This is a genomic window from Acidovorax sp., assembly GCF_021287135.1.
Classification (GTDB): Bacteria; Pseudomonadota; Gammaproteobacteria; order Burkholderiales; family Burkholderiaceae_C; genus Acidovorax.
In genome coordinates, this window is sequence record NZ_JAJTBB010000085.1 from 74,311 (window position 1) to 96,780 (window position 22,470).

A 22,470-nucleotide genomic window follows, 5' to 3' on the forward strand; every position below is an offset into this window, starting at 1 on the left:
CCGGGGACGAATCCATGTCATCTATTGATGTCAATATTGCACCGGCTGTGGATGGCGCTCAGGGGGATCAGGACCTCGGCCCCCTGGCGTGGGTGCTTGACGAATTGCGCAAATCCCTTGACGGAGCCGTCAAGGCCATGCGCCGCTTTGTTCGCGACGCAGAAGCGGCCCGCGAATCTGACCTGGCCGCGCTGGACGCCGGCCCCCTGCGCATCGCGCGCCAGCAGTTGCATCAGGCCTGCGGCGCTCTGGAAATGGTGGGCATGGGCCCGCCCGCGCTGGTTCTGCGGGCCATGGAGTCGGCCGTGCAGAAGTTTGTGCAGCGGCCCGAAAGCTGCAGCGACGAAGCCGCTGCTGTCATTGAGCGGGCCAGCTTCGCGCTGATCGAATACCTCGAAACTGTGCTGGCCGGCAAGCCGGCCTCCCCGGTGGCGCTGTTTCCCCAGTACCGCGATGCCCAGGCGCTGGCCGGTGCGGACCGGGTGCACCCGGCCGACCTGTGGCCCGTGGAGCGGCGTTTCCGCGAGCCCGAGGGTGTGGTCGCGGCCGCGCCGCTGGCCTATGGCCCGCAGGCGCGCGGGCGCCTCGACTCGGCCGTGCTGCGCATCGTCAAATCGGGCGATCCCAAGGCCGCCCTGAGCCTGCGGGACACCTGCCTGGGGTTCGTGGCCGCCCAGCAAGACCGGCAGTCCCGGGCGTTCTGGAAGATCTGCGCCGGCTTCTTTGAAGCGTTTGGCACCGGCCTGCTGCCTGCGGACGTCTACGTCAAGCGGGTGGCGTCCCGGGTGCTGATGCAATACGCAACCCTGGCCAAGGGCGACGCGACGATTGCCGACCGGCTGGTCCAGGACCTGCTCTTTTTCTGCTCGCAAGCCAAGCCGGCCGATCCGGCGGCCCAGGACGTGCCCGCCCTGCGGGCGGTCCGGCAGGCCTTTGCGCTGGACCGGTTCAAGCCGGTGGACTACGAGTCGGCCCGTTTCGGCCGGTTTGACCCGGCCTTGCTGGCCCAGGCGCGCAAGCGGATTGCCGCGGCCACGGAAACCTGGTCGGCGCTGGCGGGCGGCGACCGCAACAAGCTCAAGCCGGCGGCGGACCAGTTCAGCCTGGTGTGTGATTCGCTGCGCAAGCTGCAGCCTGGCAGCGAGAGCCTGGCCCAGGCGCTGACGCGTGCGCTGGATGCAACCACCCGCTCCGGTGAACCGCCTTCGGCCGCGCTGGCCATGGAAGTGGCCACCTCGGTGCTGTACCTGCAGGCTGCTTTCGAAGAGCTGGATGCCGCGGACGACCAGATGGAAGCCCGTGCCGGCCGGCTGGCCGAACGCCTGGATGCTGTGCGGGCGGGCGCCGAGCCGGAACCGCTGGAGCCGTGGATGGAAGAGCTGTACCGCAGGGTCAGCGACAACCAGACCATGGGCAGCGTGGTGGACGAACTGCGGGCGACCCTGGCCGAGGCCGAAAAGGCGATGGACCAGTTCTTCCGCAATCCCCAGGACACGGCGGTGCTGGCCACCGTCCCGGGCCACCTTGCGCAGATGCGGGGTGTGCTGTCCGTGCTGGGGCTGGACCAGGCCTCGCTGGCTGTGGTCCGCATGCGGGACACGGTGGAGCGGCTGCTCATCAACGAAGTGCCTGAAGCCGACCGGCAGGGCGTGTTTGAAAAGCTGGGCAACAGCCTCGGAGCGCTGGGGTTCCTGATCGACATGCTCAGCTATCAGCGCACGATGGCGCGCAAGCTGTTCGTGTACGACGAAGAGCTGGGCGAGCTGCGCATCCTGATGGGCAAGACCCGGCGGCGCGCCTCGGACGCCGCGGAAGACACGCCGCCCCCGCTGGAAGAGCGCGCTGCCATCCCGGTGCCGGATGTGCTGCCCCGTTTCCCGGTGCAGGAGCCCGTGAGCGCGCCCACCGATTTCGGGTCGCTGCCGTTCCTGGCGGATATACCGCCCGCGCCCGCCAGCTCCCCTGTGGAGCCGGTGGCGGCCGACGCGCTCGCGCCGGACATCTCTTTTGATCTGGAGCTGCCTGCCCCGGCGGACGCAGCGCCCGCCGCGCCAGCGGCCGAGGTGCCAGTACCCGCGCCCGTGGCGCCGGTTGTCGCCGCGCAGGAGCCCGAGGTCGAGGACGAGCTGCTCGACGTCTTCCTGGAAGAAGCGCGGGAAGTGGTGGGCAACGGCCTGGCCGCCATCGAAACCCTGCGCAGCGAGCCGGCGGACCTCAGCGAGCAGACCACGCTGCGCCGCGCTTTCCACACGCTCAAGGGCAGCTCGCGGATGGTGGGGCTGAACGACTTTGGCGAGGCAGCCTGGTCCATGGAGCAGGTGCTCAATGCCTGGCTGGCAGAGCAGAAGCCCATGCAGCCCGGCTTGCTGCAGCTGTCGTCCGACGCGCTGCAAGCCTTTGGCCGCTGGGCCGACGATATCGCTGCGGGTACCGCGTCCGGATGGACGCCGGAGGCGTTCCGCAAGTCTGCAGATGCCATGCGCCTGCAGGGCACGCTGGTGCCGCTGTCGCTGGCGCCCGCCGGTGCAGAATCTGCCGAGCCGGCGGCGGCCGCAGCGCCGGCCGAGCCGCTGGTGGCAGAGGTTGCGCCCCAGGAACTGCCCGAGGTGGCGGTGGTTGCGGCGGAGGCACTAGCACCCGCCGAGTCCGAAGACCTGGGAGTCCAGGACTTCGCGGCCACCGAGATTCCCGAAGAAGGTGCCGCTGGCACGGAGCCCGCACCCGAGGTTACCGAGGACATCGATTTCTCCGAGTTCGAGGCCGCCCTGGACAACACGCCAGCCGAGCCGGAGCCCGCAGAGGCCTTGGGCGCCGATTTTGTGCTGGACCTCGAGCTGCCCGACCTGGAGCCCGCTGCGGTGGCCGCGCCGCCGCAGGACGAAGCGCCGGCACTGGCCGATCTGACGCCAGCGGAAGAGGGCGTGGCCGAGGCCGCTGCGGCCGAGGCGCTGGACCTGCCGTCGCTGGAATCCGCCGAGCTGTCCCCGCTGGAGGCGCTGCTGCCGGGCGAAATGCCTGCCGCGGCGGCACCCGCGCCGCAGCCGCTTCTCGCCGACGACGACATGCTGGCCGCCCTGGCCGAAGAAGCGCTGCCCGAAGTGACGCAGGAGCCCGAGCAGGCCGTGGAGGCCCCGGCGCTGGCGACGTTCGAAGAGCCCGCACCGGCGCCGGTGGAAGCGCCTGCGCCCGTGGCGGCCGAAGCCCTGCCGCCCGAGGAGCAGGATGGCGGCGATGAGGCGGTGAAGGTGATCGACACCTTGCGCATCGGCATCCCGCTGTACAACGTGTACCTCAACGAGGCCGACGAGTGGTCCCGTCGCCTGGCGACCTGCCTCCAGGAATGGTCGCTGGAACTGCACGAGCCCCTGCCCGACACGGCCGTGGCACTGGCCCATTCGCTGGCCGGCGCCTCCGCCACCGTGGGCTTCACGGCCCTGTCCGAGCTGGCGCGCGTGCTGGAGCACGCGCTGCAGCACGTGACCCTGCAGTCCGGTGGCACGCAGGAACAGGCTCAGGCATTCATGGCGGCTGCCGAAGACATCCGGCGCCTGCTGCACCAGTTTGCGGCCGGCTTCCTCAAGGAGCCGAGCCAGGACGTTCTGGAGCAACTGCGGCAGATCCTGGAAACCGAGGTGGACAACACCTTGTCTCCGCCCGAAGAGGATGCCGCCGCCGAGGCGCTCCTCGCACCCGAGGAGGCGGCCAGCAGCGTTGCACCCGCGGCCACCGAGATGCCGCTGGAACCCCTGGCAGAGGAGCCGGCCCCCGTGGCCGTCTCCCCGCGCGCGGTGGCGCCAGCGCTGTCGGCCCATGTGCCCGACCACGACGATCGCGTGGACCAGGCCATCGCCCAGGCCGTTGCGCGCGCCTCGGATGTGGACGATGACATCGATGCCATCGACGTCATCGACCCCGACCTGTTCCCCATCTTTGAGGAAGAGGCGGCCGAACTGTTGCCGCAGCTGGGCGGCGCCTTGCGGCAATGGGCTGCGCGCCCGGACAACCTCGGGGCCCGCAACGAAGTGCTGCGGGCACTGCACACGCTCAAGGGCAGCTCGCGGCTGGCCGGCGCCATGCGGCTGGGAGAAATGGCCCACCGGCTGGAGTCCGCCATCGAGCAGCTGGATGCCGAAACGGTGACGGCAGACGAGATCGAGCCTTTGCAGGCGAGTTTTGACGCGCTGCAGGCGGGCTTTGATGCGCTGCGCGCCATTGGGCAGAGCCCCGCCGAGGCCGCCATGGTGGCGCCGGTGGAAGACGCCCCCATCCACCCGGTGGCGGCCCCCGAGACTTCGCAGGCCGCTGCGGCGGCATCCGCGCCAGCAGCGCGTGCTCCCGCGGTGTCCGGCACGGGCGCACCCGCACCTGCGGCGCTGCGGGCACCCGTGACGTCGCAGCTGGCCCCGCTCCGCGCGGCAGCCAGCCAGTCGGTGCGCGTGCGTGCACAGCTGCTGGACCGTCTGGTGAACCAGGCGGGCGAAGTGATGATCAGCCGCTCGCGGCTGGATGCACGGATGGGCCAGTTCCGCAGTTCGCTGGCCGATCTGTCCGGCAACCTGGACCGCTTGCGCCAGCAGCTGCGCGACATCGAAGTGCAGGCCGAGACGCAGATGCAGTCGCGCCTGGCACTGTCCAAGGATTCCGCAGCCGGCTTCGATCCGCTGGAGTTCGACCGCTTCACGCGGGTGCAGGAACTCACGCGCATGATGGCCGAGTCGGTGAACGACGTGGCCACGGTGCAGCGCAACCTGCAGCGGGCGATGGAAGGTGCGGAAGACGACCTCATCGCCCAGGGCCGTCAGGCGCGTGAACTGCAGCGCGATCTGCTGCGCACCCGCATGGTGGAGTTCGAAGGCATTGCGGAGCGCCTGTATGCGGTGGTGCGCCAGTCGTCGAAGGAAATGGGCAAGCAGATCAAGCTCGACATCACGGGCGGCTCGATTGAGATGGACCGCGGCGTGCTGGACCGCATGACGCCTGCGTTCGAACACCTGCTGCGCAATTGCGTGGCCCACGGTATCGAAAGCCCCGAAGACCGCGTTGCGGCCGGCAAGCCCGCGTCGGGCACCATCACGGTGGATCTGCGCTACGAGGGCAACGACGTGTCGGTGGAGTTCCGCGACGACGGTGCCGGCCTGAACGTTCCGCGCATCCGCGAGAAGGCGGTGGCGCAGGGCCTCATCGCTCCCGATGCCGAACTGAGCGATGCGGAAGCGGGCAGCCTGATCTTCATGCCGGGCTTCTCCACCGCCACGGAAGTGACGGGCCTGGCGGGGCGCGGCATCGGGATGGACGTGGTCCGCTCGGAAATCAACGCACTGGGCGGTCGCATCGAGACCTCCACCCAGGCCGGCAAGGGCGCTGCCTTCCGCATGGTGCTGCCGCTGACCACGGCCGTCACGCAGGTGGTGATGCTGCGTTCGGGCGATCTGGCCATCGGCGTTCCGGCCAACGTGGTCGAGATCGTGCGCCGCACGTCGGGGCCGGAGCTGGAAGAGGCGTACCGCACCGGCCTGTTCGACGATGGCATGGAAAAGCTGCCGTTCTTCTGGTCGGGTGCGCTGCTGCAGGCGTCTGCGCGCAGCAACGAGCCGGCGGGCAAGACGCGTCCGGTCGTGATCCTGCGCAGCGCGTCACAGCGCATCGCCATGCACGTGGACGAAGTGCTGGGCAACCAGGAAGTGGTGGTGAAGAATCTGGGGCCGCAGCTGTCCCGGCTGCCTGGCCTGGCCGGCATGTCGGTGCTGGCATCGGGCGCCGTGGTGCTGATCTACAACCCGGTGGCCCTGGCCACGGTGTACGGCGACCAGGTGCGTGCCGCCACGGCGGGCCTGCCGCCGGTGCTGGAGGCCGGTGCCGAAGGGGCCGCGGTCGCGGGCGGCGGCAAGCCGGTGGTGTCGCCGCAGCTGGCGGGTCCGAGCCAGGTGCCGCTGGTCCTGGTGGTGGACGACTCCATCACCGTGCGCCGGGTCACGCAGCGCTTGCTGCAGCGCGAAGGCTACCGCGTCGCGCTGGCGGCCGACGGCCTGCAGGCGCTGGAACGCCTGCAGGAGGAGCGCCCCACCGTCGTGCTGTCCGATATCGAAATGCCCCGCATGGACGGTTTCGACCTGGCGCGCAACATCCGCGCCGACGGTGCCCTGCGCGACCTGCCCATCATCATGATCACCTCGCGGATCGCCGAAAAGCACCGCGAACATGCCATGGAGCTGGGCGTCAACCACTACCTGGGCAAGCCGTACTCCGACGAGGAGCTGCTGAGCCTGATCCAGCACTACGCCCGGGCAGCTGCCACTGCAGCGGCCGAGGCCTGACACCATGCAGGCCCGCTCCCGACCCTGCGAGTCCGCCTGGGTCGGGAGTGCTCTTGGGCTGCCTTGCCTTGAGCCCTGTGCACGGGCAAGGCGGGCCGAGTCACGGTGATGGACCCGCTGGCACCATCTCCGCCCCCCGATCCCCGGCTGCTGTCCTGCCTGGCCCTGGTGGCGCGCGAGCGGGCCTCGGACCTGTTCTTGCTGGCGGGTGCTGCGCCCACCATCAAGCGGCAGGGGGCCTTCATCCCCATAGCGCAGCAAGTTCTCGCGGCCGACGATGTGCGGCAAATGGCCTATTCCATTCTGCGGGAGGCCCAGCGCAAGGAGTTTGAGGCCACGATGGAGTACGACCTCTCGTTGCAGACCGCCGACGGCGAGCGTTTTCGCGTGAACGTGCACAGGCAGCGGGGGCAGGTCGGCATGGTGATCCGCCATGTGATTGCGCGCATCCCGACGCTGGAAGCGCTGGGGTTGCCGCCCGTGCTCCAGCGGCTGGCGTTTCTCAAAGGGGGGCTGGTCTTGACGGTGGGCTCGGCAGGCTCGGGCAAGACGACCACGCTGGCCGCACTGCTGGACCATCGCAACACGCACACCGGCGGGCACATCCTCACGGTGGAAGACCCTATCGAATACCTGCACAGCCACAAAAAGTCCCTGGTGACGCAGCGCGAGGTGGGGCTCGATACCCTGTCCTACGACGAGGCGCTGCGCCGTGCCATGCGCGAGGCGCCCAATGTGATCATGATCGGCGAGATCCGTGACCGGGCCACCATGCAGCACGCGCTGCACTACGCTGAATCCGGCCACTTGTGCGTGTCCACCCTGCACGCCAACAACGCCAACCAGGCGGTGCAGCGCATCCTGAATTTTTTCCCCGAGGAGGCGCACCGCCAGTTGCTCATGGACCTGTCGCTCAACCTGCGCGCCGTGATTGCGCAGCGACTGGTCCAGGGCCTTGCCGGCCAGTTGATGCCCGCGACCGAGATCATGCTGCTGACACCCTATGTGGCCGAGCTGATCCAGAAGGGGCAGATCGACGAACTCAAGACCGCCATCACCCGCAGTGGCGAGCAGGGCATGTGGAGCTTTGACCAGTCGCTGCTGGGCATGGTGGAGGCGGGTGCGATATCGCCCGAAGAAGCCATTGCCAACGCAGACAACCGCACCGATGTGCGCTTGCGGCTGCGGCTGGCCGCGGGGGCTTCGCTGGGCGGCGACGGCATGCAGATGACGCCGGAAGAACCCCCGCCAGCTGATCCGCCACCGCCGGGGCATCGCTGACCTCCCCAGGTCCGGGCTTTGGCCGCGGGGCTCTACCCCGGGCGCTGTGTGGTGTCAGCCTGCAGCGGTCTTGACCACCGCATACCGCTCCAGCGTGCGCTGCCGCGCCACGTCGTGCTCCACCACGGGCAGGGGGTAGGTGCCGCCCAGGCGGACGCCCGCTTCCTGCAGCTCCAGCGGGCGCGCCAGCCAGGGAGCGTGGAGTGCCTTGGTGGGAAGCGCTGCGAGCTGGGGCAGGTAGCGGCGGATGAACTTGCCCTCCGGGTCGAACTTCTCGCTCTGGCTCACCGGGTTGAAGATGCGGAAGTAGGGCTGCGCGTCGCACCCGCTGGAGCTGGCCCATTGCCAGCCGCCGTTGTTGGCAGCCAGGTCGAAATCGTTGAGCTGCCGGGCAAAGTAGGCTTCGCCCCAGCGCCAGTCCACCCCCAGGTCTTTCACCAGGAAGCTCGCGGTCACCATGCGCAGGCGGTTGTGCATGTAGCCCGTCTGGTTGAGCTGGGCCATGGCCGCATCCACCAGCGGGTAGCCGGTGCGCCCCTCGCACCAGGCGGCAAACAGGGCCTCGGCCTGCGGGCCGGATTCCCAGCGGATCGCGTCGTAGGCGGGCTTGAAGCTGTGGCCGACCACGTGGGGGTGGTGGTGCAGGATCTGAAAGTAGAAGTCCCGCCAGATCAGCTCGCTCAGCCACACGGCGGCGCCGGGGCTGCCCTCCTGCATGCGCTGGTGGGCCGTGCGGGCGAGAAGGCGCGGGGAGATGGTGCCGAAACGCAGGTGCACGCTCAGGTAGCTGGGGCCCTTGACGGCGGGGAAGTCGCGGGTCTGCCCGTAGCGGTCGATGCGCCCCAGGAAGTCGTCGAACAGCTGCCGCGCGCCCCCGGCGCCGCCGGGTAGCCGCACCGCGGGTGCGTCCGCGGCCTGGAAGCCCAGTGACGTCAGCGAGGGCACCGGGTGGCGGCAGTCCAGCGGCCGGGGCGCCAGGCGGTGGGCATGGCGCTGCACCGGGTAGGCGCTGAGCTGGAAGGCGTCGATGCGCTTCAGCCAAGCGTTCTTGTAGGGCGTGAACACGCTGTAGGGCTGGCCTGCCTGGGTGAGCACCTCGCTGCGCTCCAGCACCGTGTGGTCCTTGAAGGTTTGGAACGCCCGCCCTGCGGCCGCCAGGCGGGTGCGTACCAGACGGTCCCGCTCCAGCGCCTGGGGCTCGTCGTCGTGGTTGGCAAACACGGCGTGGGCGCCCACCGCCTGCGCCAGCGCGGGAATGGCGTCGCTGGCCGCCGCGTGCAGCACGATCAGCCCGCCGTGCGGCTGGCTGCACAGCTCGGCCAGCGCGCCGTGCAGTGCCTCCACGGCCTCCCGCAGGAACGCCACCCGCCGGTCGGCGCGGGGCAGCGGGTCGAGGATCTCGCGGTCGAACACGAAGGCACAGTGCACCTGTTGGCACTGGGTCAGGGCCCGGTACAGCGCGGCCTGGTCGTCGGCGCGCAGATCGCGGCGGAACCAGACGAGGCCGCAGGGGTAGGAAGGCTCGGAGGGGGGCGCCATGTTCACCGTTAAAATTGGCAGATGTCTTTTGATTCTGCGCCCATCAACCTGACGCATCACTTCCTGATCGCGATGCCCGGTCTGGAAGATGCGTCTTTTGCGCGCAGTGTGGTCTACCTGTGCGAGCACAGCGAACGCGGTGCGCTGGGCCTCATCATCAACAAGCCCTCCGACATCACCCTCAAGAGCCTGTTCGACAAGGTGGACCTGTCCCTACGGCGCGAGGACCTGAGCCGGGAGCCCGTGTTCCAGGGCGGGCCGGTGCAGACCGAGCGCGGGTTCGTGCTGCACGAGCCGATCCTGGTGGACCAGGCCGAGGCCGACGAGCCCGTGTACGCCTCCACCATGACCATTCCGGGCGGGCTGGAGATGACCACGTCCAAGGACGTGCTGGAAGCCCTTTCCACCGGGGCCGGGCCGCGCCGCGTGCTGATCACGCTGGGCTACTCGTCGTGGGGCGAGGGCCAGCTCGAATCGGAGCTGGCCGAGAACGCCTGGCTCACCGTGGCGGCCGACCTGTCCGTGATCTTCGACACCCCCGTGCCCGAGCGCTACGACCGGGCGCTGTCGCTGCTGGGCCTGCAGGCCTGGATGCTGTCGCCGGAGGCGGGGCACGCATGACCGGCTTGCCGCCCGTTCAGCCGACCCCGCAGCCTGCCGTTCCCGCGCATTTCCAGACTTTTCTTGCTTTTGACTTCGGCTTGAAGCGCACGGGCGTGGCCACGGGCAACCGCATGCTCCGGAGCGCCACGCCGCAGCGCACCATCCAGGCCGAGGGCGACGCCCGCTTTGCCCAGGTGGCCGAGCGCATCAAGGAGTGGCAGCCCGACGCCCTGGTGATCGGCGTGCCCTACCACCCCGACGGCGCGAGCCACGAGAACACCGCACGCGCCCTCAAGTTCGGGCGCCAGCTGCGCGGCCGCTTTGGCTTGCAGGTGTTTGAAGTGGACGAACGCTACAGCACCACCGAAGCCCTCGCGGGAGGCGCCAAGGATGCGGATGCTGCGTCGGCCTGCATCATCCTGGAACAGTTTTTGAGGAATCTTCCATGAGCCAACCTTCCCATCCGGCATCCAGCGTGGGGGCGCTGGCCCTCGACGCCGAAGCGCTGTACCGCGAACTGCTGCGCGGCGTGCGCAGCATGCTCACCCCCACCACGCGCCTGGCCGGCATTGCCTCCGGCGGCGCCTGGCTGGCCGAGCGGCTGCAGAAAGACCTGGGCCTGGAGGGCCCTGCGGGCGTGCTGTCTTCGGTAATGCACCGCGACGACTTTGCCCAGCGCGGCCTGTCGGCCAGCGCGCAAACCGCGCTGCCCTTTGACGTGAACGGCGCCGACGTGCTGGTGCTCGACGACGTGCTCTATACCGGCCGCACCATTCGCGCCGTGCTCAACGAGCTGTTCGACTACGGCCGCCCCGCCAGCGTGCGCCTGGCCGTGCTGGTGGACCGGGGCGGGCGCGAGCTGCCCGTGCAGGCCGATTTTGCGGCGGCGCGCGTGGCCCTGCCGGCGGTGCAGTCGCTGGCGCTGGCGCGCGATGACAGCGGCAACTTCCAATTCCAAGTCCAAGACAAAGACTAAAGAGGCCTGACCGTGCTGCACAAGCGCAACCCCCAACTCAACCAGAACGGCGAGCTGATTCACCTGCTGTCCATCGAAGGGCTGCCGCGCGACATCGTCACGCACATCCTGGACACGGCCGCCAACTTCGTGTCGGTGAACGACCGCGAGGTGAAGAAGGTGCCGCTCTTGCGCGGCAAGAGCGTGTTCAACCTGTTTTTCGAGAACAGCACGCGCACGCGCACCACATTCGAGATCGCGGCCAAGCGCCTGTCGGCCGACGTGATCAACCTGGACATTGCGCGCAGCTCGGCCAGCAAGGGTGAATCGCTGCTGGACACCATCGCCAACCTGAGCGCGATGGCGGCCGACCTCTTTGTGGTGCGGCACAGCGAATCCGGCGCGCCGTACCTGATCGCGCAGCACGTGGCGCCCCATGTGCACGTGATCAATGCGGGCGACGGCCGGCATGCCCACCCCACGCAGGGGCTGCTGGACATGTACACCATCCGCCACTACAAGAAGGACTTTTCCAACCTCACCGTGGCCATCGTGGGCGACGTGCTGCACTCGCGCGTGGCGCGCTCGGACATCCACGGCCTCACCACCCTGGGCTGCGCCGAGGTGCGCGTGGTGGGCCCGCGCACGCTGGTGCCGGGCGACATGGCGCAGATGGGTGTGCGCGTGTGCCACACGCTCGAAGAGGGCATCAAGGATGCCGACGTGGTCATCATGCTGCGCCTGCAGAACGAGCGCATGAGCGGCGCGCTGCTGCCGTCCAGCCAGGAATATTTCAAGAGCTTCGGCCTCACGCAGGAAAAGCTGCAGCTGGCCAAGCCCGACGCCATCGTCATGCACCCCGGCCCCATCAACCGCGGCGTGGAGATCGACTCCGCCGTGGTCGATGGCAAGCAGAGCGTGATCCTGCCGCAGGTGACCTTCGGCATCGCGGTGCGCATGGCGGTCATGTCCATCGTTGCCGGGAATGAAGCGTGACCCCCCTGAGCCGCTTCGCGTCACGGTGCCCCCGCCGGAAGCGGTGGCCCTTCGAGGCAGTCCAGGCCTGCGCAGGCAGGCCCGGAGCCGCTGCCTCTCAGCCCCCAAGGGGGACGCCACCCGTGGCCCGGCGAAGCCGGTTCCACGGTGGCTCTCGCATGGAGTCTGCTGCGGTGCGAACGGCGGGCAACAAGTTGAGTGAAGTGTTTGCTACGTTTTTCATAGCTGTTTGCGCTTGTCCAATAAGCGCTGGCGGCCCATTTGGCTTGAAATCATGAAAATCCTGATCCAGAACGGCCGTGTCATCGACCCCGCCTCGGGCTTTGATCAGACCTGCGACATCGCCATCGCTGCGGGCCGCATCGTCGGCGTGAACCGTGTGCCGCCCGACTTTGCGCCCACCCGCACCGTCGATGCCGCGGGCTGCATCGTGCTGCCCGGCCTGGTGGACCTGGCTGCGCGGCTGCGCGAGCCCGGGCACGAGCACGAGGGCATGCTCGAATCCGAGATGGCGGCGGCCGTGGCCGGCGGCGTGACCAGCCTGGTCTGCCCGCCCGACACCGACCCGGTGCTGGACGAACCGGGGCTGGTGGAGATGCTCAAGTTCCGCGCCGAGAAGCTGCACCAGTCGCGCCTGTTCCCGCTGGGCGCGCTCACCCGCGGGCTGGAGGGCGAGGTGCTGACCGAGATGGCCGAGCTGACCGAGTCCGGCTGCGTGGGCTTCAGCCAGGCCGACGTGCCGCTGGCCAGCACCCAGGTGCTGCAGCGCGCGCTGCAGTACGCCGCCACCTTCGGCTACACCGTGTGGCTGCGCCCGCAGGAGATGCACCTGGGCAAGGGCGTGGCCGCCAGCGGCCCGCTGGCCACGCGCCTGGGCCTGTCGGGCGTGCCCGTGGCGGCCGAGACCATCGCGCTGCACACCATCTTCGAGCTGCTCAAGACCACGGGCGCCCGCGTGCACCTGTGCCGCCTGTCCAGCGCTGCGGGCGTAGAGCTGGTGCGCCGCGCCAAGGCCGAGGGCCTGAAGGTGACGGCCGACGTGAGCATCAACTCGCTGCACCTCACCGACGTGGACATCGGCTTCTTTGACAGCCGCGCCCGCCTGTCGCCCCCGCTGCGCCAGCAGCGCGACCGTGACGCCCTGAACGCCGCGCTGGCCGACGGCACGCTGGACGCGCTGGTGTCCGACCACACCCCGGTGGACGAAGACGCCAAGACCCTGCCCTTTGCCGAGGCCGAGCCCGGCGCCACGGGGTTGGAGCTGCTGCTGTCGCTGGCGCTCAAATGGTCGCAGGACAGCGGCGTGCCGCTGGCGCGCGCGCTGGCCACGGTCACCAGCGAGCCGGCCCGCGTGCTGGGCGGCGCCCTGGGCACGCTGCAGGCCAGCGTGGGCCAGATCGTGGAAGGCGGCGTGGGCGACCTGTGCATCTTCGACCCCCAAGCGGCCTGGACGGTGCAGGCCGACGCGCTGCGCAGCCAGGGCAAGCACACGCCGTTCTCGGGCTACGAACTGCCGGGCCGCGTGCGCACCACGCTGGTGGGTGGCCAGGTCGCCTTTGACCGAGGCTGACGCGGCGCACGCGCCGCTGCCCGGTTCTTCATGATGCGATCCCTGCGTGCCTGCTGGCGCCTGCTGCGCATGCTGGGCCACATCGCCCGGGGCCTGGCGATCGTGGCGCTGCGCTTTCCCGCGCTCTCGCCCGACCGGCAGCACGCGCACGTGCAGGCGTGGTCGCTGCAGCTGCTGGCGCATGCGGGCATCCACCTGCGCATCCTGGGCACGCCGCCCGTGGCCGGCCCGGTGATGCTGGTGGCCAACCACCTGTCGTGGCTCGACATCCCGGTGATGCATGCGGCCCGGCACTGCCGCTTTGTCTCCAAATCCGACGTGCAGGGCTGGCCCCTGATCGGCACGCTGGCCACGGCGGCCGGCACGCTGTACATCGAGCGCGCCTCGCGCCGCGATGCGCTGCGCATGGTGCGCACCATGCAGGAGGCGCTGCAGCGCGGCGAGGTGCTGGCCGTGTTCCCGGAGGGCACCACGGGCGACGGCCGGGCCATGCTGCCCTTTCACGCCAACCTGCTGCAGGCGGCCGTGGTGGCCGAAGCCCCGGTGCAGCCCGTGGGCCTGCGCTTTGCCGACCGGGCCACGGGCGCCACCAGCTTTGCGCCCAGCTACATCGGCGACGAGACGCTGGTCGGCTCCATCTGGCGCACGCTGTGCGCGCCGCCCATCGAGGCCATCGTGCACTACGGCACGCCCGAGCAGGCCGACGGCCGCGACCGCCGCGCCTGGACCCAGCACCTGCACGACACGGTGGACCGGCTGCGCCAGACCTGAGAGCCGTCGCCGTGATGGCGTGGCCGAAAGCGTGCATATTCCACGCTTTCGGGCGCAGTGTGCGGCGCTCCGCGTGGCAAATCCGGCCACTGCGCGTATCGTCCCGGGCTTCGGCCTGGCGGGGTGTATGGATGCGTCGGCGGGCCACTTTTCAGGATCCGCATCCGCCACCCTCCGTCCGTTCACGCTGAGCCTGTCGAAGCGCTGCGCGAGGCCTCGACAAGCTCAGCCCGAACGGATGGCAAGGGCTTCCGCGCGGATCCCCACCCATTGCCGGAGGACCCATGAACCTGATCGAGCGCGTGCAGCGCATTCTTTTGCAACCCAAGGACGCCTGGCGCGACATCGCTGCGGAGCCCACGGACACCGCCACGCTGTTCACCCAGTACGCCATGATCCTGGCGGCCATCCCGGCCGTCTGCGGCTTCATCGGCATGTCGCTGATCGGCATCGGGGGCTTTGGCTTCACCGTCCGCGTGCCGTTCGTGGCGGGCCTGGTGAACATGGGGGTGTCGTATGCACTCAGCCTGGCGGGCATCTTTGTGCTGGGCCTCATCATCGACGCGCTGGCCCCCACGTTTGGCGGGCAGAAAGATTCACAGCAGGCGCTGAAAGTCGCGGTGTACGCCAGCACGGCGGCGCTGCTGGGCGGCGTGTTCGGCCTGCTGCCGGCGCTGGCCATGCTGGGCCTGCTGGCCGCGCTGTACTCCATCTACCTGCTCTACACCGGCTTGCCGGTGCTCATGAAGAGCGCGCCCGCCAAGTCGGTGGCCTACACCGTGGTGGTCATCATCGCCGCCATCGTGGTGGGCGTGGTCATCGGCGCCGTGAGCACGCTGGTGCTGCCCGGCACGGGCGCGCTGATGGGCAGCGGCGCGGCGGTCAGTGTGAACACCCCGGGCGGCAAGGTGTCGGTGGACACGGCCGGGCTGGAAGCCGCGGGCAAGCGCATGGAAGAGGCCGCGCGCAAGATGGAGTCGGCACAGAAGAGCCAGGACCCGGCCGCCATCGCTGCGGCGACCGGCGAGGCCGCGAAGGCGGCGGCAGGTGCGCTCGGCGCCAGCGGCGGGACGATTGCCGCGCAGTCGCTCAAGGCGGCCTTGCCCGAGAAGCTGGGCGGGCTGCCGCGCACGGCGCTGGAGGTGCAGGATGGCGCCGCGCTGGGCCTGCCCACCAGCCAGGCCAGCGCGCAATACGGCAGCGACGACAAGCAGGTGCGCCTGGAGATCGTGGACCTGGGCGGCCTGGGGCAGATGGCAGCGCTGGCCATGGGCATGGCCCAGGGCGAGAAGGAGGACACGACCAGCGCCGAGAAGACCTGGCAGGAGGGCGGCCGCACGCTGCACCAGCGCTATGAAAAGGACGGCAGCCACGCCGAGTTCAAGACGGTGCTGAAGAACGGGCTGGTGGTGAGCGTCGAGGCCGACCAGCTGGGCGTGAAGGACCTGCGGGGCTTTCTCTCGCAAGTGGACCTGAACGCCCTGGAAGGCCTGCAGCGCAAGGGCGGAAAGTCCTGACCGACGCAGCGGCGGTGTATCAAAAATCATAGCTGCCAGCGCTTTCTGGATAAGCGCTAGCGGCCGATTTGGCTATGAACAAGGGCTACTGCGCGCGGGGGAACGTCACCACGTGGTCCACCTGCGCGCGGATGCCGATCCATTCGCCCAGTGCGTGGTCGTGGTGGCTGGGCACATGGGCCAGCACCGTGTGGCCGCCGGCCAGGCGCAAGGTGTACAGAAACTCCGATCCGCGGAACGACTTGCGCACGATCTGCGCCTGCACGGCGGCATGGTCGTCGTGCACGATGTCGTCGGCGCGCAGCAGCACATCGCATTCGCCCCCGGGGTAGCTGCCGGGCAGGGGGCACTCGTCCAGGTCGGTCAGCTCGCCCAGCGGCGTCTGGGCCACCACATGGTTGCCCCGCTGCACCAGCGTGGCGGGGGCAAACACGCCATGGCCGATGAAGTCGGCCACGAAGCGCGTGGCGGGGCGGTGGTACAGGGTGTACGCGTCGTCCCACTGGTGCAGCTGGCCCTCGTGCATCACGCCGATCACGTCGCCGATGGCAAAGGCCTCGAACTGGTCGTGCGTCACGAACAGGGCCGTGGCGCCGGCGGCCTTGAGGATGCCGCGCACCTCATGCGCCAGCCGCTCTCGCAGGTCCACGTCCAGGTTGGAAAACGGCTCGTCCAGCAGCATGAGCTGCGGCCGCGGCGCGAGCGCCCGGGCCAGCGCCACGCGCTGCTGTTGCCCGCCCGACAGCTCGTGCGGGTAGCGCTGCTCGCTGCCCTCCAGGCCCACCAGGCGCAGCACCTCGGCCACGCGCGCAGCCTGCTCGGCCCGGGGCAGCTGGTGGATGCCAAAGGCCACGTTGCGGCCCACGGTCAGGTGGGGGAACAGCGCGTAGTCCTGGAACACCATGCCGATGCGCCGCAGCTCGGGCGGCACGTTCAGCGTGGCGCTGCCCACCACGCTTTTGGTGAGGCGGATCTCGCCGGCCGTCACCGGCTCCAGCCCCGCCACGGCGCGCAGCAGCGTGGTCTTGCCGCAGCCGGACGGGCCGATCAGCACGCCGATGTCGCCGGCCCGCAGGCCCAGGGTGACGCCCTGCACGGCGGCCTGGGCGCGGCCGGCGTAGCGCACTTCGAGTTGGGAGACCTCAAGAAACATGCACGGATTCTAGGCGGCGTACGTAAATGCTTAAAATTCGCATTTGCATCCTGCGCGTTGCCCGGCGCCTTCGCCGGGCCGGTGTGCGCCCCGTTACTTACCGCTCAGCCCCTCTGCCTTGCGCCGCACGCCCTTCGCCTTTCGCACCCTTCCCCTGGTCCTGTTCGCAGGCTTTCTGGCGCTGCCCGTGCTGGCGGTGCTGGCCGCGTGGCTGCCGGTGGGGCCGGACGGCGCGCAGGCCGGCGCCATCTTGCGCGAGATGGCGGCCACCGTGCTGCCCGGCTACGTGGGCACCACGCTGTGGCTGAGCGTGCTGGTGGCGCTGGGTGCGGCCGTGGTGGGCACGGGGGCCGCCGCCACCGTCACGCTGTTCGACTTTCCGGGCCGCCGCACGTTCGAGTGGCTGCTGCTGCTGCCGCTGGCCATGCCGGCCTACGTCACCGCGTATGCGTACACCGACTTCCTGCAGTTCAGCGGCCCGCTGCAGGTGGGCCTGCGCAACGCCTTCGGTCTGGAGGGCCGCCTGCTGCCCGAGGTGCGCAGCCTGGGCGGCGCGGTGTGGGTGTTCATCTTTTCGCTGTACCCCTATGTGTACCTGCTGGCGCGCACGGCGCTGGGCGAGCGCGCCGCGCACCTGATGGAGGCCGCCCGGCTGCTGGGCGCGCCGCTGCCGCGCCGCATCGCGGTGGTGGCGCTGCCGCTGGCGCGCCCCGCCGTGGCGGCGGGCGTGGCGCTGGTGCTCATGGAGACGCTGGCCGACTTCGGCGTGTCCGCCTATTTCGGCATTCAGACCTTCACCACGGGCATCTACAAGGCCTGGCTGTCCATGGACAACCGCCTGGCCGCCGCCCAGCTGGCCACCATGCTGCTGGCGCTGGTGCTGCTGCTGCTGCACCTGGAGCACCGGGCCCAGCGGCGCATGCGCTTTGCCGCCGGGGGCGGCCGCGCCGGATCGGCCGAAGCGCAGCCGCAGGTGCTGCGGGGCGCGCGCCGCTGGGCGGCCTGGGGCGTGTGCACCGTGCCGGTGGTCATGGGGTTTGCCGCGCCGGTGGCGTTCATGCTGCGCCCGCTGGCGGCCGACTGGTCCGTCCTGCCCTGGGAGCGCTTTCTGGAATGGGGCTGGCACAGCGTGCGGCTGGGCGGCATCACCGCGGCCCTGGCCGTGGCAGCCGCCCTGGCGCTGGCGTTCGGGGTGCGGCGCCATCCGGACGCGGTGACGCGCGGCGTGGTGCAGCTGGCCAGCGTGGGCTATGCCGTGCCGGGCGCGGTGATTGTGGTGGGCCTGCTGCTGCCGGTGGGCTGGCTGCAGGCCGTGGCGCCGCAGTGGGGCGTGGGCGGGCTGGTCACGGCCACCGCCTTCGGCATTGTGTGGGCCTACCTGGTGCGCTTTTGCGCCGTGGCGCTGCAGTCGGTGCAAAGCGGCTATGCGCGCATTCCGCCCAGCCTGGACGATTCGGCGCGCATGCTGGGCGTGGGCAGCGCCGGGCTGCTGGCGCGCGTGCACTGGCCGCTGCTCAAGCGCTCCACCGCCGCCGCCGCGCTGCTGGTGTTTGTGGACGTGATGAAGGAGCTGCCCGCCACCATGGTGCTGCGCCCCTTCAACAGCGACACGCTGGCCGTGGTGGCCTATCAGCTCGCGCGCGACGAGCGCCTGGGCGAAGCGGCGCTGCCCTCGCTGGCGCTGGTGGCCGTGGGGCTGGTGCCAGTGATCCTGCTCAGCCGCACGCTGCGCAGCAGGGGCTGAGGAGGGGCCTGCTGCGCCAGGCAAAACCTCGCAACAGCACCCGCTATGGCTGCGGTTCGCGCCTTGCAGCCCATCCCGAGCCGCGGTGCCCACCGACCGCTCGACTCCTGCGGAACATCCCCAGCCTGCGCCAGCCGATCACCACGCCGGTCAGGCTCAGCGCCGCGCCGCCCAGGCTCAGCCCGATGAGCACGATGTCCCACAGCGGCCGGCGCTCCAGCAGCGGCCGCCAGTCCCAGCTGTGCAGCATGGCAAACAGCCAGCGGCTGGCGCGGCGGTGCCGGTCCGTGCGGCCCAGCACGGCGCCGGTGTGGGGGTCGATGTGGACCCAGGTGGCGTGCGGGTCGTCGAACACCACGCGCAGCACGGGCAGGGGCTTGTCGGCGCCGCCCGACATGGTGTGCGGCGCGCGGTCGTAGTAGTGCAGGTCATACGCCTGCAGCGTCTCCGTGCGGGCCACCGGGTAGGGCAGCAGCCGCGCTGCCGCCTGCAGCAGCGCGCCCTCGCCCCAGGCGTAGGGCTGAGCGGTGGCCGCCTCCAGCACCTGAGGGGCGCCTGCCGGGCCGTGGGCCAGCACCAGGGTGCGGCCGGCGGTGCGCGCCCACTGCAGCTCGCGGGTGTTGGGCGAGGCCGCGGCCAGCAGGGCCTGCACCGTGGCCGGCTGCGGCGGCAGCGCCAGGGCGCCTTCGTGCATGGCCTGCAGGCGCAGCGGCGGGGCGCCGCCGTCCAGCACCTTCCAGGGGTTCATCGACATCAGGCCGCTGAAGATCCAGGTGGTGGTGGTCAGCGCAAACAGCAGGCCCAGCACATGGTGCCAGCGCATCATGCCCCCGCGGTACGGGCTGCGCGAGCCGCTTTGGTAGCGCCCCGCAAAGCGCCAGCGCAGCACGCCCACCACCGTGCCCGCCAGCGCCGCGGCGATGCCGGCGATGGACAGCCAGTTCACCACATCGGCCCAGTAGGCGTCGAACACGCCACCCCGCAGCGGGTACAGCCAATGCAGCCACGCCCCCGCGTAGTTCCACACGCGTTCGGTGCGGGTGGCATCGCGCACCACTTCGCCCGTGGTGCCCGAGACATACACCACCGTGCCGTCCCGGTCGCCCAGGCGCAGCCGGTGCAGCGGCCGGTGCGGGTCGAGCGCGCGCGAGTGGGTGAAGGCGTCTTCGCCGACCACGTCCAGGTACGCCACGCCCTCGCCGCCGCCCGGCGCAAAGGCTTGGGCCGACGCGACGGCATGGGCCCGGTCCACGCGGCGCAGCACCGCGCCGGTGTTCGCGTCGATCACGGTGGCGGCGCGGCTTTTGCGTTTGCGCGGCACACCGGCTTCGTCCGGCGCGGCGGGCGTGGCCAGGTAGACGGCCCGGCCGCCGCTGGCCTGGGCCAGGCGCAGGTCTTGCAGCGGGCCTTCGAGCCCCGCGCGGGCCAGGGCCTGCGCGGGCTCCAGCCCTACGGCCGCCGGGCGCAGGGGCGGCAGGTGGGCCAGGCGCTCGGCCGGCGTGAGCTTGGGGTAGCCCACGTACATCATCACCACCCCCGAGACGAACCACAGGGCAAAGAAGGCGCACAGCAGCACGCCCAGCCAGCGGTGGAAGAGAAAGAGCCAACGTTTGGCGTGTGGCATGGCGTGCTCCTTCGCGGCCTCAGAACGCCATCTGCAGCGTGATGTCCAGCGTGCGCGGCGCGCCCAGGTAGAGCTGGCCGCTGCGCGCATCGGCCGCGTAGAGGCGGTCCGTGGCGTTGCGCAGGCGCCCCGTGAGGGTGGCGCTGCGCGTGGCCTTCCAGGCCAGCCCCAGGTCGAGCAGCGTGTAGCCCGGCCGGTACTGCGTGTTGGCCGCGTCGGCATACACCTTGCCCACATGGCGCAGGCCGGCGCTGGCCGTGAGGCTGGGCGCCAGCGCGTACGACAGCCACACGTTGGCTACCGTCTGCGGCGTGGACGTGGGCACCTTGCCCGCCAGTGACACGCCGCCCTGCACGAAGTTCTCGTAGCGCGCGCGGGTGTGCATGAGGTTGCCTTGCACCTGCCAGCGTGCCGTGGGGCGCAGGCCCGCCGCCAGCTCCACGCCGCGCGAGGACTGCTCGCCCACCAGAATCGTCACGCCGGGGTTGTTCGGGTCTTGCGAGGCGATATTGCGCCGGCGGATCTCGAACGCCGCCAGCGTGGCCGTGCCCTTGCCGTCCCAGAAGTCGAGCTTGCTGCCCACCTCGACCTGGCGGCCCGTGGTCAGCTCGCTGTTGTTGCGCACATCGCCAAACGTGGCCGTGGAGAGCGAGCCCGACGGTGGGTCGGCCGCCGTGGAAAGCTGGGCGTACAGGTTGGCGCCGGGCACCACGTCCCACACCACGCCCAGCCGGCCGGTGGTGGGCCGGTAGCCGCGGCTGAAGCCGGCCGGGTTGGCGGCCGTGACTTCGCGGCGGTTCACCAGGTCCAGATCAATGCGCTCGTGCCGCAGCGCGGTGACCAGGTTCACGCCGGGGCGCAGCGCCGTGCGGTTTTCCAGGTAGAGCGCGGTGGTGGTTACCTTGTTGTCCCGGTCGGGCCGGAAGCCCGGCGCCATGCCGGGAATGTCGAAGAAGTTCTCGGGCGTGAACTGGTACGGATCAACCGTGCTCACCGTCAGGCCCAGGCTGTTCGGAAAGCGCGTCTGCCGGTTCACGCTCACATCCAGGCCAAAGGCCCAGTCGCTGCGCCGGCCCGCCAGCGTGCCCTGGTAGGTGCCCTCCACCCGGTCGCCCACCACCGTGTGGTCGTGGCGCTGCAGCAGCACGCCGCTGCGGGCCACCGCGGTGTTGCCGGCGTTGAAGCGGTAGGTCTCCACGTTGCGATAGTCGCGCAGCGCGTCGTACACGTAGAAGGTGTTGCGCCACTGCAGCGCGTCCGAGGCGCGCCACTGCGCCACCGACCGCAGCCACTGCACGCGCTGGGCGTACAGGCCGTCGGCGCTGTTGTAGTTCTGAAAGCGCGTGCGTTCGTCCACGCGCAGCAGGCCGGCCGCCGGGTTGAGCACGGGCGTGCCCCAGTAGGGGCGGTCCACGTGCTCGTGCTGGTACTCATAGGCCAGCATGTGCGTGAGGCCGCCGCCCAGGTCGGACAGCAGCGAGGCGACCAGCTGCGTGGCCTGCGTGCGCGTGCCCACGGTCCAGCTGCCGGCGTCGCGGTGGTTCAGGTCCAGCCGCACGAAGTGCGCGTTGCCGGGCGCATCCGCCGCGCCCGCGATGCGCCGGTTCAGGCCCACGGAGGCTTCCTTCAGGTCGTAGGAGCCCAGGCGCAGGCGCGCCTCGGTGAAGTCGCTGCGCTCGGCGGTCTTGGTGATGTAGTTCAGCGAGCCGCCCACGCCGCCCGAGCCGTACAGAAAGCTCGACGCGCCGCCGATGGCCTCCACCCGGTCGTAGATCCAGCTGTCCACCGCGCGGGAGGCGATGACGTAGTGGACGGTGATGCCGTTGTAGAGCTGCGTGACCGAGCCGCCGCCAAAGCCCCGGTAGCTGGTGCCGATGGAGCCCGGCGCGTTGTGCGCGGTGACGCCAGGCACGGACTGCAGGATCTCTTGCGTGTCCTGCGCGCCGCGTGCCTCGATGGTGGCGCGGTCCACCACGGTGACGGAGGCCGGCGTCTCGCGCGGCGTCAGGCCCAGGCGGCTGCCGGTCTCGGCCGGGGTGTCCAGGTTGAGCTTGCCGTTGGGGCTGGGCGCGGGCTCCACGACATCGACGGGGTGCAGCGTGGGGTCGCCGGCGCTGCCCGCGCTCGCTTGGGCATGGCCTGGCGGCGCCGCCACCAGGCTGGCGAAGGCAGCCAGCAGGCTGGCGTACAGGGGAGGCCGTGGAAACCGTGGCAGGGCAGAGGATCGTGCCGGGGCGGCGCAAGCTGGCGCGGCCGCGGCAGTGCGGCAAGAAAGGACAGGGAACATGATGACAACGCTCGTGAAAGCAACGGCGCCGCCGCCGTGCCCGGACGGGCCAGCGGCAGCGGCAGTGCCGCTGCAGAACCGACAAGGAAAAGAAAGCGCAGCACCCGCCCACCAGG

At 70.3% G+C, this 22,470-nt stretch carries 14 protein-coding genes; 10 read left to right on the forward strand and 4 right to left on the reverse strand.

Translation table 11 applies throughout. The annotated features are described in order from the left end of the window. The first annotated feature begins 14 nt into the window (after positions 1–14). Both LWW96_RS19990 and LWW96_RS19995 read left to right on the forward strand, forming a co-directional pair. On the forward strand, positions 15–6,314 hold the full coding sequence (locus LWW96_RS19990) for an Hpt domain-containing protein (RefSeq protein WP_291489615.1): 6,300 nt from the start codon (positions 15–17) through the stop codon (positions 6,312–6,314). 108 nt (positions 6,315–6,422) lie between these two features. Beyond that, positions 6,423–7,595 carry a PilT/PilU family type 4a pilus ATPase gene (locus LWW96_RS19995; RefSeq protein WP_291489616.1) on the forward strand — a complete coding sequence of 391 codons (1,173 nt, stop codon included), beginning with the start codon at positions 6,423–6,425 and terminating at the stop codon, positions 7,593–7,595. Between the two features lie 54 nt (positions 7,596–7,649). Here the strand turns inward: LWW96_RS19995 and LWW96_RS20000 are convergent, their stop codons facing one another. Further along, the gene (locus tag LWW96_RS20000; RefSeq protein WP_291489617.1) at positions 7,650–9,134 is read right to left on the reverse strand and encodes a deoxyribodipyrimidine photo-lyase; all 1,485 of its coding nucleotides are present in this window, start codon (positions 9,132–9,134) and stop codon (positions 7,650–7,652) included. A 21-nt stretch (positions 9,135–9,155) separates the two neighbouring features. Here LWW96_RS20000 and LWW96_RS20005 point away from each other — a divergent pair, with 21 nt between their 5' ends. The 7 genes from LWW96_RS20005 to LWW96_RS20035 all read left to right on the forward strand — a co-directional run bounded on the left by LWW96_RS20005 (position 9,156) and on the right by LWW96_RS20035 (position 15,546). After that, positions 9,156–9,755, forward strand: coding sequence for a YqgE/AlgH family protein (locus LWW96_RS20005; RefSeq protein ID WP_291489618.1), 600 nt, complete (start codon positions 9,156–9,158; stop codon positions 9,753–9,755). Then, complete coding sequence (gene ruvX, locus LWW96_RS20010) at positions 9,752–10,186, forward strand: Holliday junction resolvase RuvX (protein WP_291489619.1); 435 nt, start codon at positions 9,752–9,754, stop codon at positions 10,184–10,186. Before LWW96_RS20005 ends, ruvX begins: the two co-directional genes overlap by 4 nt. Further along, on the forward strand, positions 10,183–10,713 hold the full coding sequence (gene pyrR, locus LWW96_RS20015) for a bifunctional pyr operon transcriptional regulator/uracil phosphoribosyltransferase PyrR (RefSeq protein WP_291489620.1): 531 nt from the start codon (positions 10,183–10,185) through the stop codon (positions 10,711–10,713). The genes ruvX and pyrR overlap by 4 nt, the downstream gene beginning before the upstream one ends. A 12-nt stretch (positions 10,714–10,725) precedes the next feature. Further along, a complete protein-coding gene (locus tag LWW96_RS20020) occupies positions 10,726–11,688 on the forward strand; it encodes an aspartate carbamoyltransferase catalytic subunit (RefSeq protein ID WP_291489621.1) in 963 nt (320 codons plus the stop codon). 274 nt (positions 11,689–11,962) lie between these two features. After that, entirely contained in the window at positions 11,963–13,258 is a 1,296-nt protein-coding gene (locus LWW96_RS20025; RefSeq protein ID WP_291489622.1) for a dihydroorotase, read from the forward strand. Positions 13,259–13,291: 33 nt separating this feature from the next. After that, positions 13,292–14,029, forward strand: coding sequence for a lysophospholipid acyltransferase family protein (locus LWW96_RS20030; RefSeq protein WP_291489871.1), 738 nt, complete (start codon positions 13,292–13,294; stop codon positions 14,027–14,029). Positions 14,030–14,313: 284 nt separating this feature from the next. Beyond that, complete coding sequence (locus tag LWW96_RS20035; RefSeq protein ID WP_291489623.1) at positions 14,314–15,546, forward strand: Yip1 family protein; 1,233 nt, start codon at positions 14,314–14,316, stop codon at positions 15,544–15,546. Between the two features lie 85 nt (positions 15,547–15,631). On the opposite strand, the gene LWW96_RS20040 is transcribed toward LWW96_RS20035, so the two are convergent. After that, the gene (locus LWW96_RS20040; RefSeq protein WP_291489624.1) at positions 15,632–16,699 is read right to left on the reverse strand and encodes an ABC transporter ATP-binding protein; all 1,068 of its coding nucleotides are present in this window, start codon (positions 16,697–16,699) and stop codon (positions 15,632–15,634) included. Positions 16,700–16,817: 118 nt separating this feature from the next. On the opposite strand from LWW96_RS20040, the gene LWW96_RS20045 reads away from it, so the two are divergent. Continuing rightward, positions 16,818–18,443 carry an iron ABC transporter permease gene (locus tag LWW96_RS20045; protein WP_291489625.1) on the forward strand — a complete coding sequence of 542 codons (1,626 nt, stop codon included), beginning with the start codon at positions 16,818–16,820 and terminating at the stop codon, positions 18,441–18,443. 43 nt (positions 18,444–18,486) lie between these two features. Here LWW96_RS20045 and LWW96_RS20050 read toward each other — a convergent pair whose 3' ends face one another. Together LWW96_RS20050 and LWW96_RS20055 are read right to left on the reverse strand one after the other, a co-directional pair. After that, positions 18,487–20,067, reverse strand: coding sequence for a PepSY domain-containing protein (locus LWW96_RS20050; RefSeq protein ID WP_291489626.1), 1,581 nt, complete (start codon positions 20,065–20,067; stop codon positions 18,487–18,489). Positions 20,068–20,086: 19 nt separating this feature from the next. Beyond that, entirely contained in the window at positions 20,087–22,354 is a 2,268-nt protein-coding gene (locus LWW96_RS20055; RefSeq protein ID WP_291489627.1) for a TonB-dependent receptor, read from the reverse strand. Positions 22,355–22,470 lie beyond the last annotated feature (116 nt).

Coding starts and splice junctions, on each gene's coding strand:
- LWW96_RS19990 (WP_291489615.1), top strand. CDS start 15: ATGTCATCTATTGATGTCAATATTGCACCGGCTGTGGATGGCGCTCAG.
- LWW96_RS19995 (WP_291489616.1), top strand. CDS start 6,423: ATGGACCCGCTGGCACCATCTCCGCCCCCCGATCCCCGGCTGCTGTCC.
- LWW96_RS20000 (WP_291489617.1), bottom strand. CDS start 9,134: ATGGCGCCCCCCTCCGAGCCTTCCTACCCCTGCGGCCTCGTCTGGTTC.
- LWW96_RS20005 (WP_291489618.1), top strand. CDS start 9,156: ATGTCTTTTGATTCTGCGCCCATCAACCTGACGCATCACTTCCTGATC.
- ruvX (WP_291489619.1), top strand. CDS start 9,752: ATGACCGGCTTGCCGCCCGTTCAGCCGACCCCGCAGCCTGCCGTTCCC.
- pyrR (WP_291489620.1), top strand. CDS start 10,183: ATGAGCCAACCTTCCCATCCGGCATCCAGCGTGGGGGCGCTGGCCCTC.
- LWW96_RS20025 (WP_291489622.1), top strand. CDS start 11,963: ATGAAAATCCTGATCCAGAACGGCCGTGTCATCGACCCCGCCTCGGGC.
- LWW96_RS20030 (WP_291489871.1), top strand. CDS start 13,292: ATGCGATCCCTGCGTGCCTGCTGGCGCCTGCTGCGCATGCTGGGCCAC.
- LWW96_RS20035 (WP_291489623.1), top strand. CDS start 14,314: ATGAACCTGATCGAGCGCGTGCAGCGCATTCTTTTGCAACCCAAGGAC.
- LWW96_RS20040 (WP_291489624.1), bottom strand. CDS start 16,699: ATGTTTCTTGAGGTCTCCCAACTCGAAGTGCGCTACGCCGGCCGCGCC.
- LWW96_RS20050 (WP_291489626.1), bottom strand. CDS start 20,067: ATGCCACACGCCAAACGTTGGCTCTTTCTCTTCCACCGCTGGCTGGGC.
- LWW96_RS20055 (WP_291489627.1), bottom strand. CDS start 22,354: ATGTTCCCTGTCCTTTCTTGCCGCACTGCCGCGGCCGCGCCAGCTTGC.